At 53.5% G+C, this 16,194-nt stretch carries 12 protein-coding genes; all 12 read right to left on the bottom strand.

Features of this window, described 5'->3' with window-relative positions; all coding sequences use genetic code 11:
* Positions 1-34 precede the first annotated feature (34 nt).
* Positions 35-2,173 (bottom strand): lysine decarboxylase LdcC, encoded by a 2,139-nt coding sequence (locus tag LZP96_RS08620; protein ID WP_064324916.1) that lies wholly within the window; start codon positions 2,171-2,173, stop codon positions 35-37.
* A 99-nt stretch (positions 2,174-2,272) separates the two neighbouring features.
* Positions 2,273-3,232 (bottom strand): acetyl-CoA carboxylase carboxyl transferase subunit alpha, encoded by a 960-nt coding sequence (gene accA, locus LZP96_RS08615; RefSeq protein ID WP_064324915.1) that lies wholly within the window; start codon positions 3,230-3,232, stop codon positions 2,273-2,275.
* A gap of 12 nt (positions 3,233-3,244) precedes the next feature.
* On the bottom strand, positions 3,245-6,727 hold the full coding sequence (gene dnaE, locus LZP96_RS08610; RefSeq protein ID WP_064324914.1) for a DNA polymerase III subunit alpha: 3,483 nt from the start codon (positions 6,725-6,727) through the stop codon (positions 3,245-3,247).
* A 38-nt stretch (positions 6,728-6,765) separates the two neighbouring features.
* Positions 6,766-7,362, bottom strand: a complete 597-nt coding sequence (gene rnhB, locus LZP96_RS08605) for a ribonuclease HII (protein WP_064324913.1) — start codon at positions 7,360-7,362, stop codon at positions 6,766-6,768.
* Positions 7,359-8,507 (bottom strand): lipid-A-disaccharide synthase, encoded by a 1,149-nt coding sequence (gene lpxB / locus LZP96_RS08600; RefSeq protein ID WP_064324912.1) that lies wholly within the window; start codon positions 8,505-8,507, stop codon positions 7,359-7,361. Before lpxB ends, rnhB begins: the two co-directional genes overlap by 4 nt.
* Positions 8,507-9,295, bottom strand: coding sequence for an acyl-ACP--UDP-N-acetylglucosamine O-acyltransferase (lpxA, locus tag LZP96_RS08595; RefSeq protein ID WP_064324911.1), 789 nt, complete (start codon positions 9,293-9,295; stop codon positions 8,507-8,509). Before lpxA ends, lpxB begins: the two co-directional genes overlap by 1 nt.
* Before the next feature lie 3 nt (positions 9,296-9,298).
* Complete coding sequence (gene fabZ / locus LZP96_RS08590) at positions 9,299-9,754, bottom strand: 3-hydroxyacyl-ACP dehydratase FabZ (RefSeq protein ID WP_064324910.1); 456 nt, start codon at positions 9,752-9,754, stop codon at positions 9,299-9,301.
* Positions 9,755-9,856: 102 nt separating this feature from the next.
* Complete coding sequence (gene lpxD / locus LZP96_RS08585) at positions 9,857-10,882, bottom strand: UDP-3-O-(3-hydroxymyristoyl)glucosamine N-acyltransferase (RefSeq protein WP_064324909.1); 1,026 nt, start codon at positions 10,880-10,882, stop codon at positions 9,857-9,859.
* A 3-nt stretch (positions 10,883-10,885) separates the two neighbouring features.
* Positions 10,886-11,380 (bottom strand): molecular chaperone Skp, encoded by a 495-nt coding sequence (skp, locus tag LZP96_RS08580; protein ID WP_064324908.1) that lies wholly within the window; start codon positions 11,378-11,380, stop codon positions 10,886-10,888.
* 122 nt (positions 11,381-11,502) lie between these two features.
* Positions 11,503-13,920 carry an outer membrane protein assembly factor BamA gene (gene bamA, locus LZP96_RS08575; RefSeq protein ID WP_064324907.1) on the bottom strand — a complete coding sequence of 806 codons (2,418 nt, stop codon included), beginning with the start codon at positions 13,918-13,920 and terminating at the stop codon, positions 11,503-11,505.
* A 31-nt stretch (positions 13,921-13,951) separates the two neighbouring features.
* Entirely contained in the window at positions 13,952-15,307 is a 1,356-nt protein-coding gene (gene rseP, locus LZP96_RS08570; RefSeq protein WP_258925822.1) for a sigma E protease regulator RseP, read from the bottom strand.
* 11 nt (positions 15,308-15,318) lie between these two features.
* Positions 15,319-16,176, bottom strand: a complete 858-nt coding sequence (cdsA, locus tag LZP96_RS08565) for a phosphatidate cytidylyltransferase (RefSeq protein WP_064324905.1) — start codon at positions 16,174-16,176, stop codon at positions 15,319-15,321.
* Positions 16,177-16,194 lie beyond the last annotated feature (18 nt).

The following is a 16,194-nucleotide window of genomic DNA, read 5'->3' as shown; positions in this document are numbered from 1 at the left end:
ACGTTACAACCGAAAACCGCGGCCTTGCAAGCGGTCAACCTGATTTTAGGACTCGCACCCAATAGACCCCGTTATCATCCCGCTTCGCGCCGTGAATATCGGTTTCAAAGCCAGGATAGTGGCGACCGACGGAGCAGAGCATCAGAAGAAAATCGAGAACGGCTCTGCTGCGCTCGGTGATCATTTCCCCCGGCATCAGTAACGGAACGCCGGGCGGGTAAGGCAGGATCATGTTGGCAGAGATACGCCCGACCAGGCTTTCCAGTTCCACCGTCTCCACCTCGCCTTTTACCTGACGCTGCCAGGCCTTGTGCGGCGTGAGCTTCATTTCTGGCAATACATCAAACGCCTGTAACATCAGGCGCGGCAGATCGTGCTGGCGGATCAGTTTATGGATCCCCTGCGCCAGATCCTGAATGCGCATATTGCGATAAAAATCCGGATCCTCGGCGTAGAGATCCGGGAGCATATTCTTCACCCGCAGATTAAGATCGTACGCACGCTTAAATTCCATCAACCCGCGCAGCAACCCCATCGCCCGCGTTTTATCTATGCCGATACTGAATAAGAAAAGCAGGTTATAGGGACCGGTTTTTTCGACCACGATCCCGCGCTCGTCGAGGAATTTCGCCACCAGCGCGGCGGGGATCCCGTCGTCGCTCATTTTGCCCTGCTCATCCATGCCCGGCGTCAGGATCGTAACTTTGACCGGATCGAGGAACATATGGTCGGCATCCGCATCCCGGAAACCATGCCACGCTTCACCTGGCGCAACGGGCCAGCATTCTGCCTCAGCAATTTCCTCCGGCTGCCAGATATCGAAGAACCAGCCGTCAGCCTCCTCCTTCAGGCGCTGCACCTCCTTACGAAAATGGAGCGCCCGCTCGACCGAGCGATTGATCAGCCGTTTGCCCGGATTGCCGCGCAGCATCGCCGCAGCGGTTTCAATCGAGGCGACTAACGGATAGCTGGGTGAGGTGGTGGTGTGCATCATAAAGGCTTCGTTGAAAGTATCTTCATCGTATTCACCTTTAATATGAATCAGCGAGGCCTGGGAAAATGCGGCCAGCATCTTGTGCGTCGACTGGGTTTCAAAGAAAACCTTGCCCGGCACACGCTCGCCGCTCATGCCGCTCTTACCGGCATAAATCGGATGGAAGTTAGTATAAGGAACCCACGCGGAATCAAAATGAATGGAGGGGACATCCAGCGTCTGCTTGATCCAGTTTGTGTTGTACAACAGGCCGTCGTACGTCGAGTTGGTAATAACGGCGTGGATAGGCCAGCTTGCCCCGGCGACGGACGCCACTTTGTTCTCAATCGTTGTCCGATCAAATTCACGACGCGGTATTCCACCTAATATCCCCAGCGCGTTCCGCGTGGGCGATAGCCAGAGGGGGACGATGTCGCTCATCATCAACAAATGCGCCAGCGACTTATGGCAGTTACGATCGATTAGCACCGTACTTCCGGCGTGCGCTGCATACATTCCGACGATTTTATTCGAGGTCGAGGTGCCGTTAGTCACCATATAGCTTTGCTCAGCCCCGAAGGTACGGGCAATGTACTCCTCGGCCTCCAGGTGCGGGCCGGTGTGGTCGAGCAGCGATCCCAGTTCCGTCACGGAAATCGATACATCGGCCTTAAGCGTATTGCCGCCAAAGAAATCGTAAAACAGACACCCGACAGGGCTTTTTTGATACGCCGTCCCGGCCATATGCCCCGGGGTACAAAACGTGTATTTCCCCTCTTTCACATAGGTGAACAGTGCCCGGGTAAAGGGAGGCGTGATGTTATCGAGATATTCCTGAGTGTACTGCTCAATTCGCGTCGCAATATCGTCCGCAACGCCAAGGGAGTATTCAAAGAACCACAACGCCATACGCATATCATGCGCGCTGACGTCCATAGTGGAATGGGTGTTAATAAAGGCATACAGCGGAAGATATTCGTTAAGCTGGTTGATATCGCTGCACAGGTCGAGATCGTACTCGTCCCAGTCAAAAATCACGCCGCAGATACGCGGGTTGTGCTCAATAAACTTCAGCAGGTCAGCACTGTTTTGCGGCCAAATCAGCTGATAGCCACGGGCCTGCAACGATCGCTCAAGCTCCTTGATGGGCTCATCTTTATAAAAGACGCCGTGTGGCCCCATAATGGCAATAATGTTCACGGGCTACCTCCTTGAAAATAATCATTAAGCATAGCCAGGGTAAATCGCAGGCATAAAAAAAGCCGCAACAAAGTGCGGCTTTTCAGATAAAGGTGCAGCTTACGCGTAACCGTAGTTCATCAGACGCTGATAACGACGGTTAAGCAGATCTTCAGTACTCAGCACATCAAGGTCGGCTAAATCAGCCAGCAGCTGTGCTTTCAGGGAAGCGGCCATCACTTCTGGTTTACGGTGCGCGCCACCCAGCGGCTCCGGGATCACCGTGTCGATCAGCTTCAGCTCTTTCAGACGCGGGGCAATGATCCCCATCGCTTCGGCAGCCAGCGGCGCTTTATCGGCACTCTTCCACAGAATAGATGCACAGCCTTCCGGAGAGATAACGGAATAGGTGCTGTACTGCAGCATATTCACTTTATCACCCACGCCAATGGCCAGTGCGCCACCTGAACCGCCTTCACCGATAACGGTACAGATGACCGGCACTTTCAGGCGAGACATTTCACGCAGATTGCGTGCGATGGCTTCTGACTGGCCGCGCTCTTCCGCGCCCACGCCCGGATATGCACCCGGCGTGTCGATAAAGGTCACGATAGGCATCTTGAAACGCTCGGCCATTTCCATCAGGCGCAGCGCCTTACGGTAACCTTCTGGCGCGGGCATACCAAAGTTACGACGAATCTTCTCTTTGGTTTCACGGCCTTTCTGATGACCAATAATCATCACCGGACGACCGTCCAGGCGAGCGATCCCACCGACAATCGCTTTGTCGTCAGCATAGGCACGATCGCCTGCCAGCTCGTCAAACTCATCAAACGCCAGGCGGACATAATCCAGGGTGTACGGGCGCTGAGGATGTCGTGCCAGCTGGGCAATCTGCCATGCGCCGAGATCGGCAAAGATTTTGCGCGTCAGTTCTACGCTTTTTTCACGCAGACGATGCACTTCTTCGTCGATGTTAATATCCAGTTTTTCATCCTGACGGCTTACCGCTGTCAAAGAATCGATTTTCGCTTCCAGCTCTGCAATCGGCTGTTCGAAATCAAGGAAATTCAGACTCATAGTATTCCTGTATTAGTCAAACTCCAGTTCCACCTGCTCCGAACCAATAAGGCCACGGAGATCGTTTAGCAAACGATCGCTCGGAGAGACACGCCACGTTGCGCCAAAGCGCAATCGCGCACGTGCATCCGCCCTCTGATAGTAGAGATGTACTGGAATGGTCCCCGAGCGATGGGGTTCCAGAGACTGACGGAGTCGGTTTAAAAGCTGGTCATCAATTTGCCTGTCCGTCAGCGAGATAGCAAGCCCGCGAGCATATTTTTCCCGGGCTTCGTCAATATCCATCACTTCACGGGCCATCATTTTAAGCCCACCACTGAAGTCATCAAAGCTGACCTGTCCGCTGACGATAAGTATGCGGTCGTTTTCCAGCAAATGCTGGTATTTTTCCAGCGCTTCGGTGAATAACATCACCTCCAGCCGTCCGGAACGGTCATCCAGGGTACAGATGCCGATACGATTGCCGCGCTTGGTGACCATAACCCGCGCAGCAATGACGAGCCCCGCCGCCGTGGTGATTTTACCACGTTCAGTCGGATGCATGTCTTTAAGCCGATAGCCGCCGACATAGCGCTCAATTTCTTTCAGGTACTGGTTGATAGGGTGGCCCGTCAGATATAACCCTAACGTTTCACGCTCCCCTTCCAGCACGGTATGTTCCGGCCATGGCAGACAGTTAGCGTAGGACTGTTCTATTTGCTCTGGCTCCTCCGCCAGAACACCGAACATATCTGCCTGCCCTATCGCTTCTGCTTTCGCGTGCTGATCTGCCGCCTTCAGCGCATCGCCCAGGGAGTTCATCAGCGCGGCGCGGTGCGGCCCCAGCCTGTCGAATGCCCCGGACATGATCAGTTTTTCCAGCACGCGACGGTTCAGCTTTTTGGTGTCGGTACGCGCACAAAGATCGAATAACTCGCGGAAATAGCCGCCGTTATTACGCGCCTCGATGATCGCTTCGATCGGACCTTCTCCGACCCCTTTGATCGCGCCGATCCCATAGACAATCTCCCCGTCATCATTCACATGGAAATGATACTGACCGGAGTTGATATCGGGCGGCAGGATTTTGAGCCCCATTCGCCAGCATTCATCGACCAGGCCTACCACCTTCTCGGTGTTATCCATATCGGCGGTCATTACCGCCGCCATAAATTCTGCCGGATAGTGCGCCTTAAGCCACAGCGTCTGGTAAGAGACCAGCGCATAGGCTGCGGAGTGCGATTTGTTAAATCCGTATCCGGCAAATTTCTCTACCAGATCGAAGATTTTAACCGCCAGTTCGCCATCAATGCCGTTCTTTTTCGCGCCCTCTTCAAAGGCCCCGCGCTGCTTCGCCATCTCTTCCGGTTTTTTCTTACCCATCGCACGACGCAGCATATCTGCACCGCCAAGGGTATAGCCGGAGAGCTCCTGGGCAATCTGCATGACCTGTTCCTGATACAGGATAATACCGTAGGTTGGCTCCAGTACCGGTTTCAGACATTCATGCTGCCACTGCACATCAGGATAAGAGATCTCTTCGCGCCCGTGCTTACGGTCGATAAAGTTATCCACCATGCCCGACTGTAAGGGCCCCGGACGGAACAGGGCCACCAGGGCGATCATATCTTCGAAGCAGTCAGGCTGAAGACGTTTGATCAGATCTTTCATGCCGCGGGATTCAAGCTGGAAGACCGCGGTGGTTTCCGAGCGCTGCAGCATATCAAAGCTTTTCTTGTCATCCAGCGGAATCGCGGCGATATCAATCGGCTCCAGGCCCTGCTTCGCCCGACGCGGGTTGATCATCTTCAACGCCCAGTCGATGATGGTGAGCGTGCGCAAGCCAAGGAAGTCAAACTTCACCAGACCCGCGTATTCAACGTCATTTTTATCAAACTGGGTGACCGGATGCTGGCCCGCTTCATCGCAATACAGCGGGGCAAAATCGGTAATTTTAGTGGGCGCAATAACCACACCACCGGCGTGTTTACCGGCATTGCGCGTAACGCCTTCCAGCTTACGCGCCATGTCGATCAGCGCCCTGACCTCTTCATCCGCTTCGTAGATTTCAGGTAACTGCGGCTCGGCTTCAAAGGCTTTTGCCAGCGTCATGCCCGGATCGGGCGGCACCAGTTTTGAGATACGATCGACGAAACCGTACGGATGACCCAGCACGCGGCCCACGTCGCGGATAACCGCTTTCGCCGCCATCGTACCGAAAGTGATAATCTGTGAAACCGCATCACGGCCGTACATCTCGGCCACGTGATCGATAACCTGGTCGCGTTTCTCCATGCAGAAGTCGACGTCAAAGTCAGGCATGGAAACACGTTCCGGGTTCAGGAAGCGTTCGAACAGCAGATCGAATTCCAGCGGATCGAGATCGGTGATTTTCAGCGCATACGCCACCAGCGATCCTGCACCGGAACCACGGCCTGGACCTACCGGTACGCCGTTATCTTTCGACCACTGGATAAATTCCATTACGATCAAGAAGTAGCCCGGGAAGCCCATCTGGTTAATCACCTTGAGCTCCACGTCCAGACGTTCGTCGTAAGGCGGACGTTTCTCTTTGCGGACCGCTTCATCAGGGAACAAGAACGCCAGACGATCTTCCAGACCTTCTTTCGATTTCACAACCAGGAAATCTTCGGTGGTCATATCGCCTGTCGGGAACTGCGGCAGGAAATATTCGCCCAGTCGCACCGTTACGTTGCAGCGTTTGGCAATCTCAACGCTGTTTTCCAGCGCTTCCGGAATATCGGCGAACAGCTCGCACATCTCATCTTCGCTGCGCATGTATTGCTGCGATGAGTACAAGCGTGGGCGTTTCGGATCGTCGAGCGTAAAACCATCGTGGATGGCCACGCGAATTTCATGGGCATCAAAGTCATCAGCGTCAATGAAGCGCACATCGTTGGTTGCCACAACGGGCACGCCGCGCGCTTCTGCCAGCGCAACGGCGGCATGGAGATAGTTTTCTTCATCCGCACGACCGGTGCGAATCAGCTCCAGATAAAAACGATCGGCAAAATGCTGCTGATAAAAATCAAGACACTGGTCAACGAGTACGCTATTGCCGCGCAGCAAACTCCTGCCGACGTCACCCATGCGGCCACCAGAGATTAACAGCAGCCCTTCGTTTAACTCCGCCAGCCATTCCCGGTCGATCCACGGCCCTTGCGCCCCATAGCCGCGCTGATAGGCTTTAGAGATCAACAGAGTGAGATTCTGATAACCCGTGTTGTTCATGGCCAGCACGGAGAGTTGCGTCATTTCATCGCCGAACAGCTCGCTCTGGACATGAAAATCGGCACCAATAATTGGCTTTAAGCCCGCGCCATGCGCCGTTCCGTAGAACTTAACCAAACCGCACAGGTTAGTGAAATCGGTGATCGCCAGCGCAGGCATGCCAAGCGAGGCCGCCTTTTTAACCAGCGGCCCGGTCTTCGCCAGCCCATCAATCATGGAGTAGTCGCTATGCACCCGCAGGTGTACGAAACGTGGTTCAGCCATCTTCAGATTCCGCGTTACTTAATTGCTTGCGTATTGATTCAGGACACCCGTCCCAGTGCGCGTTTCACCGGACCAAAACTGCGTCGGTGATGTTCCGTTGCGCCATGTTCAGCCAGCCTTTCCAGATGGAAAGGGGTTGGATATCCCTTGTGCTGAGCAAATCCATACAAAGGATAAGAGAGATCCAGCGCGGCCATTTCGGCATCGCGTGTCACTTTAGCCAGAATTGAGGCCGCGCTAATTTCAGGTACGCGGCTGTCGCCTTTGACGACCGCCAGCGAAGGTACAGGCAGCGCCGGACAGCGATTACCATCAATCAGGACGTATTCAGGCGCGACGCTCAGCCCGGCGACCGCACGCTGCATCGCCAGCATAGTAGCGTGCAGGATATTCAGTTCGTCGATTTCATGCGGCTCCGCGCGTCCCAGACTCCAGGACAGAGCTTTGTCGATAATCTCATCGTACAGCGCCAGTCGGCGTTTTTCAGAAAGCTTTTTTGAATCATTAAGCCCAACAATAGGGCGAGCGGGATCGAGGATCACCGCAGCGGTCACGACTGCGCCAACTAAGGGCCCGCGACCCACTTCATCCACACCCGCAACAAGATGGGTATGTGGATAAACAAATTCCATCATTTTGCTAACTCCATCACGGCGTCTGCTGCCTGCTCATCGGCATTACAGCGGATCTGCTGATGCAGTTCCCGGAACGTATCATGCATCTGGTGACTGGTCTTTCCGTCAGCCAGCAGCGGAAGTAAAGCGTCGGCCAGCGCCTGCGGCTGACAGGCTTCCTGGAGCAACTCTTTTACCAGCTCGCGACCGGCAAGCAGGTTTGGCAGCGAAACATAATCCGTTTTTACCAGCCGCTTCGCCAGCCAGAAGGTAAAGGGCTTCATGCGATAACCCACAACCATCGGGCATTTCGCCAGCATACACTCCAGCGCAGCGGTACCCGACGCAAGGAGTGCGGCATCGCTTGCAACCATCGCCTCACGTCCTTTTCCGTCCAGCAGATGGACATGAAGATCGGGAGCGACCTCGGCTTTGATGCGCTCAAACTGTTCACGCCGTTTGGCATTGACCAGCGGAACGACTACTTCGAGATCGGGGTAAGTCTGGCGAAGGATTTGCGCGGTTTTGAGGAAGTCAGCGCTTAGCATCTCGACTTCGGCGCCGCGACTCCCGGGCAGCAACGCCAGGCAATGTGCCCCATGCGGAATACCCAGCACGTCACGCGCCGCATTTTTATCCGGGTCAAGCGGCATGGCATCCGCCATCGTATGCCCGATAAACCGACACGGGACGTTGAATCTGTCATAAAACGCTTTTTCGAAAGGCAGGAAGGCCAACACCAGATTCGTCGATCTGCCTATTTTGAAAACGCGTTTCTGTCGCCACGCCCAGACGGACGGACTGACATAATGAATAGTTTTAATGCCCTGCTTTTTGAGGTTACCCTCAAGCGTGATATTGAAATCAGGCGCATCAATACCGACAAACACATCGGGTTTCAGATCGGTAAAACGTCGGGTAAGGTCGGCGCGAATATGCAGGAGTCGACGAAGACGACCCAACACTTCAACGATGCCCATGACCGCGAGTTCTTCCATTTCGTACCAGGCTTCACAGCCTTCCGCCTGCATCAGCGGGCCCGCGACGCCAACAAAGCGAGCATTGGGTACGCGACGCTTCAGGGCGCGAATGAGACCGGCACCAAGAATATCGCCGGAGGTTTCTCCGGCGACCAGGGCTATCGTTAGCGGGCGGTGTTCAACCATTAACGAATCAGACCACGCGTTGAACGTTCAAAAAACTCGGTGAACGCTTTCACTTCCGGGTACTGTTCCGCCAGTTGAGCCACTTCCGGCTTGGCTTCTTCCAGCGTTTTCCCGCTACGGTACAAGAGCTTGTACGTATTGCGGATCGCCGTAATCGCTTCACGGCTAAAGCCGCGACGCTTGAGGCCTTCGATATTGACGCCAAACGGCGTTGCGTGGTTACCCTGCGCAATCACATACGGTGGGACATCTTGCGCCACACCAGAGCAACCGCCGACCATCACGTGTGCACCAATGATGCAGAACTGATGGATTGCGGTCATGCCGCCAATGATTGCGAAATCATCAACCGATACGTGTCCCGCCAGCGTGGCATTGTTGGCGAGAATACAACGACTGCCTACCGTACAATCGTGCGCAATATGCGCATTAATCATAAAGAGGTTGTCACTGCCCACCTTCGTCAAACCACCACCCTGTACTGTGCCACGATGAATGGTGACGCTTTCGCGAATGCGGTTACGATCGCCGATTTCCACACGGGTCGGTTCGCCAGCATATTTCAGATCCTGGTTAACTTCGCCGATGGAGGCGAACTGATAGACCTCATTATCGCTGCCCATGGTCGTATGACCATTCACAACAACATGAGATTTCAGTACGGTACCCTCACCAATTACGACATGGGGTCCAACAATACAAAAAGGACCAATATGGACGTTAGCACCAATAACGGCGCCCTCTTCCACAATGGCGGTTGGATGAATAAAGGCGGATTTATCAATCACGTATCAGGCCTCCCGGCTACGCGCACACATCATGGTAGCTTCACAAACAACTTTGCCGTCAACCAGCGCAACGCCTTTGAAGCGCGTCACACCACGGCGCGTTTTTTCGAAAGTCACTTCCATGACCATCTGATCGCCTGGCACGACGGGACGCTTGAAGCGTGCATCGTCGATACCAGCGAAGTAATACAGTTCACCCGGCTCCAGTTTACCAACGCTTTTAAACGCCAGAATACCCGTAGCCTGTGCCATGGCTTCCAGGATCAACACGCCCGGGAAGATTGGCTTGCCAGGGAAATGCCCCTGGAAGAATGGCTCATTTACGGAAACATTTTTCACTGCGCGCAGAAAACGACCTTCTTCAAAATCCAGCACACGGTCTACCAGCAAAAACGGGTAGCGGTGCGGCAGAAGTTCTAAAATCTCTTCAATATGCAGAGTATGAGTGTCAGTAGTCAAAATACTCTTCCTGTCAAATGTACTAAATAGCAATAATAACACGGCCTGCCGGATTTATAGAAAGCCGACAGGCCGGGAAAGAAGCGTTAAAAGGATGAACGCTTAGTCTTGTTGATCGATCTTACGCTCAATGGCCTTGAGTCGCTTGCTCATATCATCAATATTCATCACCAGGGCTGCGGTCTTGCGCCAAACTTTATTCGGCTGAAGCGGAATGCCAGAGGAATAGACACCAGGTTCCGTGATTGGACGCATCACCATACCCATGCCTGTCACCGTGACTTTGTCGCAGATTTCCATATGCCCATTGATGACGCTGGCACCGCCAATCATGCAGTAACGGCCAATTTTCAGGCTGCCTGCCATGATAACGCCACCTGCAACCGCTGTATTGTCGCCAATCACAACGTTATGCGCAATCTGACACTGATTATCAATGATGACGCCGTTACCAATCAGGGTATCGTCGAGCGCACCACGATCGATGGTGGTACATGCGCCGATCTCAACGCGATCGCCGATAATCACGCGACCCAGTTGCGGGATCTTAACCCAGTTGCCGCGATCGTTAGCGTAGCCAAAACCATCTGAACCGATGACGGTGCTGGACTGGATCAGGCAATTCTCGCCGATCTCAATCTCATGGTAAATGGTCACGTTGGCCCACAAACGGGAACCTGCGCCAATTTTTGTATTTTTGCCAACGAAGCAGCCCGGGCCAATCACCACGTTATCGCCCAGCACGACGCCGGATTCGATCACGGCGTTTGCGCCGATTGCTACGTTGTTACCCAGCGTCGCCGACGGATCGATAGCTGCGCTTGCCGCGATGTTCTGTGCCGGCTGCGGCGTGGTATCAAGAATCTGAGCCATACGTGCATAGGTCAGGTAGGGATTTTTCACTACCAGTGCCGCACAGGTGGCAAAAGGAAGATCGTCCTGCGTCAGAACGACAGCAGACGCCTGGCATTGAGCCAGGTGTTCACGGTACTTAGGGCTTACCATAAACGTAATAGTGCCTGCTTTAGCAGATTGCATGGACGCAACATCGGTGATGACGAGATCGCCATCACCGTGTAATTCTGCATCCAACTGCTGAGCTAAATCAGCCAGTCGAATTGAAGGCATTACTTATTTAACCTGTTTCAGTACATCAGCAGTGATGTCTTTCACATCTTTGCTATTGTAGGCAACAGCATTCGCATCAACAACCAGATCGATGCTCTGATCGGCTGCGACTGCTTTCACCGCGCTCTGGATGCGGGTCACCAGTTTGCCGCGTTCTTCATTAGAACGACGCTGACGATCCTGCTCGAAGGCTTGTGCTTTCTGAGAGAAAGTCTGGCGCTGAGCCATTACGTCTTTCTCCATTTTGCTGCGCTCGCTCGCTTTCATGGTAGAACCATCACGCTGCAGACGCTGCATTTTAGCCTGAAGGTCATTTTCCATACCTTGCAGCTCGCCAGCACGGCCTTTAAATTCATTTTCCAGCGTGGCAGAAACACCCGTTTTCTGTGCAACCTGCTGGAACAAATTACCCATGTTGACGATAGCAATTTTGTCTGCTGCCTGAGCAGAAGTAACCATCGCTAAACCGAGACCTGCAGCTAATAACCACTTTTTCACAATTAACTCCTTACCATCCCATTGGCACCCGAAGGTACCGTTCTTTGCGTGGCAAGGCGATCGTCTGCGCGATCGCCGGTTGTCAGCGCTACACTGCCAACGCATTCCATTGCAACGGACAATTACCAGGTTTTACCAATGTTAAACTGGAATTGCTCCGCTTTGTCTCCTTCGTATTTCTTGAACGGCTGGGCGTAGGAGAAGACCAACGGTCCCAGCGGTGACATCCATTGTAATGCGAGACCCGCTGACATGCGAATATTGCTCGGATCGCTGTAGTCTGGCACGCCAGCTGCACGCGTCTGTGCCGTATCCTTCCAGTTGGTATCCCATACGGTACCTGCATCCAGGAAGAACGACGTACGGACAGAGTTCGCATACTTATCGCTGATAAACGGCGTAGGCGTGATGAACTCCAGGCTGGCGACAGCCATAGCGTTACCGCCGACCGCATCATCAGAACTACAGACTTCTGAAGAAGAGGACTTATCGCAGTTGTCGTCGTCGTTTCCACCGTAATACACCGCTTTAGGACCGATGTTATTCGACTGGAAACCACGCACGGTGCTTGAACCACCTGCGTAGAAGTTCTCATAGAACGGCAATTCTTTGCTGCCAATACCATCGCCGTAACCCCAGCGCGTACGACCCAGAACGACCCATTTGTGATCGTCATCAATCGGGAAGTAAGAAGCGGTATCCAGCGTCACTTTGTAGAACTCGTTATCCGAGCCCGGAATGGTCACTTTACCGTTCAGGTTGACACGCGAACCATCAGTCGGGAAGAAACCACGGTCAAGACGGTTATACGTCCAGCCATAGTTAAAGGTGAAGTCATCCGCCGCGAAACCATTGTTGTCGCTGGAGGTGCTCGCCGACTGACCGATAGAATCCAGATAACGCCACATCGCCACCTGCGGTTGCATGTTGGACAGGTCATTATGTACATAACCTAAGCCCGCACGCAGGGTGTTGTATTCGTTGATCGGGAAGCCAAGCGTACCGTCTAAACCATAACTTTTGTTGGTGTAAGAGGACAGATCTGCATCGTCCGCTTTAAAGTCGTTATAGAAGATACGACCGCCCAGACTCACACCATCGACGGTGAAGTACGGGTTGGTGACGGAGAATTCAGAGTAGGTCTGGTAGTCATTCTTGGTACCGTTGATACCGACGGAATAACCTGTACCTAACCAGTTGTCCTGCTGAACGCCGACCTGGAAGCTCACGCCACTTTCTGTGCCGTAACCGACACCAAAGTTGAAGCTACCGGTGTTACGCTCTTTCACCTTGTAAACGACATCGACCTGATCGGGTTTACCTGGCACGCGCTGCGTGTCGGTATCCACGGTTTCGAAGTAGCCCAGACGGTTCAGACGCTCTTTACCCTGATCGACCAGGTCGCTTCCGAGCCATGCCCCTTCCATCTGGCGCATTTCGCGACGCAGAACGGAGTCTTTGGAGGTATCGTTACCTTCAAAGCGAATTTTACGCACGTAGAAGCGGTTGCCCGCATCCACGTTTACGTGGAGCTTAACGGTCTTATCCGTGTCGTTGATTTCTGGCTGGGTCTGCACGCGTGGGTAAGCATAACCGTAACGGCCGAGCAGCTTTTTAATGCCGTCTTCCATTTTGGTTACTTTCGCACCGCTGTACAGTTCACCCGGCTGAAGTTTGGTCAGGCTTTCGATCTCAGCAGAGTGCCCCGCCAGGTTTCCACTGACTTCAACACCAGAAAGCTTGTACTGATCGCCTTCAGTGATGTTAACCGTAATGTAGATCCCTTTCTTGTCCGGAGTCAGACTGACCTGGGTCGAATCAATATTGAAACGTGCGTAGCCGCGATCCAGATAGTAGCTGCGCAGGGTTTCGAGGTCGCCCGCCAGTTTCTGTTTCTGGTATTTACGATCTCCAACCACGTTCCACCACGGCACTTCATCACGCAGCTGGAACGTCGAAATCAGCTCATCAGTACTGAAGGCGTGGTTGCCCACGATATTGATCTGCTGAATTTTCGCGGAGACGCCTTCCTGGAAGACAAGCTTCAGGTCGACACGGTTACGCGGCAGCGGGGTCACGACAGCTTTGACGCTGGCGCTGTACTTCCCGACGCTATAGTAGAAGTCTTCCAGTCCTTTTTCGATGTCGGACAGGGTTGTGCGGTCCAGTGATTCCCCCACACGCACGCCAGAAGCCTCAAGGTTTTGCTTGAGCATATCGTCTTTCACCGACTTGTTGCCGGAGAAAGTGATACTGGCGATTGTCGGGCGTTCTTTCACCTGAACCAGCAGCGTATCACCATCACGCAGGACGCGAACGTCCTCAAAGTTGCCAGTGGCAAACAGCGCGCGGATGGTATTACTGATATCTTCATCATTAACCGTGTCACCTTGGCGCACGGGCATACTGAGGAGGGCCGCACCAACGGCGACACGCTGAAGGCCTTCGAAATGAATATCCTTCACGACGAACCCTTCAGCACCGTATACGGTCGCGCTGCTAAACAGCAGCGACGCTATGAGCAACTTTTTCATCGCCATCGTTATTATGCGTTCTTCCTAACTATCTCTCTTACAACCGAGAGAAATCATTGAAAAGTGCAAGCCCCATTAACAGCACCAGCAGAATTGTGCCAATGCGATAACTAAAGTCTTGAACTCGCTCGGATACCGGTCCGCCCTTCAGCTTTTCAATCGCTAAAAACAGCAGATGCCCCCCGTCTAACACAGGAAGCGGGAACAGGTTGATTATCCCGAGGTTCACGCTAATCAGCGCGAGGAACATGAGATAGTAAATCACCCCGAATTCCGCTGACATCCCAGCCCCCTGAGCGATAGAAATCGGCCCACTGAGGTTGTTCAGTTTTACGTCACCGGTAATCAATTTCCCCAACATGTTGACCGTTAGCTTCATCAGTTGCCAGGTTTTATCCGTGGCCTCCACGATGGCACTAAACGGCCCATACTGGCGTATTGTCTTATACTCATCTGGCAGCGGGATCACTTTGGGCACCACGCCCGCAAACCCTTCAGCCTTACCACCGCCCGATTTAGTATCCGGGATAAGCGTTAAGGAGAGAGAACTCCCCTGCCGTTCGACTTCCAGCGCCAGCGGCGTGCCTGGATTATCGCGCACCAGATTAACAAAGGTCATCCATTGTGTTAATGGCTGACCATCGACTTTAACGATCCTGTCGCCCGCTTGCAAACCTGCTTTACGTGCCGCTGACCCTGCCTGAACTTCTGCTAACACGGGTTCAATCTGCGCTCCACGGGGACGTATGCCCAATGCAGCGACCGGATCTTCTTTGTCAGGTTCAAAAGCCCAGTGCTGAAGATTTAGCACTTTTTCTTGCTGCTGACCGCTGGCACCGAATGGCGAAACGCTGATTGTCGTCCGATCGTCACCGATTTTAGACACCAGCTGTAACCTTACGGCATCCCAGTCAGGGGTTTCGATACCGTCGATCGCTTTAAGTTCCATGCCCGGCGTAATTTGCGCGCTGGCAGCAATCGAATTGGGGGTAATTTCACCCACAACCGGACGCACACCCGGGACACCGATGATAAACACCAGCCAGTAGGCGAAAATAGCGAAGATGAAGTTAGCTACCGGACCGGCAGCAATGATGGCGGCGCGTTGACCCACCGTTTTGTTGTTGAACGCAAAGTGGCGCATTTCTGGCGCAACGGGTTCGACGCGCTCATCGAGCATTTTGACATAACCGCCAAGAGGAATGAGGGCAATGACAAACTCAGTCCCCTGGCGATCGGTGCGGCGCCAGAGTGATTTCCCAAAACCGATGGAAAAACGCTCAACCCGGACGCCACAGCGCCGTGCAACCCAGAAATGGCCAAATTCATGCACGGTGATCAGCACACCAAGTGCAACTATGAACGCCGCCAGATTCCAGAGAATGCTCAGCATAAAACCTTCCGTTAAATCGTCCCAAATACCAGCAACAACAGGCATGCAAACACAGGAACCGCAGCCGTCAGGCTGTCAATGCGGTCCAGTATGCCGCCATGTCCTGGAATAAGATGACCACTGTCTTTAATCCCTGCTTCACGCTTGAACATGCTTTCGGTCAAATCACCTAATACAGAAGCCAGAGCGGCAAAGATAGAACATATCAGCAACGTGCCCGGCGCAACGTCCAGGTTGGCCCAAACGCCATAGCCCCACGAGATAATTGCTGCAGTAAACAAGCCGCCGAAGAAACCTTGCCAGGTTTTTCCTGGAGAGACTTTGGGTGCCAGCTTATGTTTGCCAAACAGTTTACCAAACATATAGGCGCCAGAGTCAGCCCCCCAGACGAGAATCATGACATAAAGCAGCCACAATGCCCCGCTGTAATGGTTGTCGTCATAGTGCCAGGCACGCAGCGCGAGCATACCCCAGAAAAAGGGAATAATGGTCAGCATGCCAAAAATCAGGCGCAGCGTTTTAGAATGACGCCAGATGGCCGCCGATCCCGGGTAGAAAAGCACCAGTAACAACGCAGCAATCCACCAGCCCAGCGACGCCCAAAGCGACCCCGCCACCACCGGTTGATGAATGTCCCGATGATATTCGGGCAGCATAATCAGCATCACTGCCAGCAACAGACCACAGAGTACCGCCAGCCATACCCGCTCAGTGCGCGAAGTAAAGCCACTCAGTTGTCCCCATTCCCACGCAGCGAGCATACACACCACCAGCGTGACAATAGCAAATCCCATCGGGGGCAGTAAAAACAGCGCCGCGATAACGATGGGTATTAATACAAAAGCGGAAATCAGGCGATACTTCAGCAAAAGCTACCCCCATCAGAC

The sequence above is a fragment of the Huaxiibacter chinensis genome (genome assembly GCF_022171985.1).
GTDB classification, from domain to species: domain Bacteria; phylum Pseudomonadota; class Gammaproteobacteria; order Enterobacterales; family Enterobacteriaceae; genus Enterobacter; species Enterobacter chinensis_A.
This window is presented reverse-complemented; position numbering and strand designations above follow the sequence as displayed.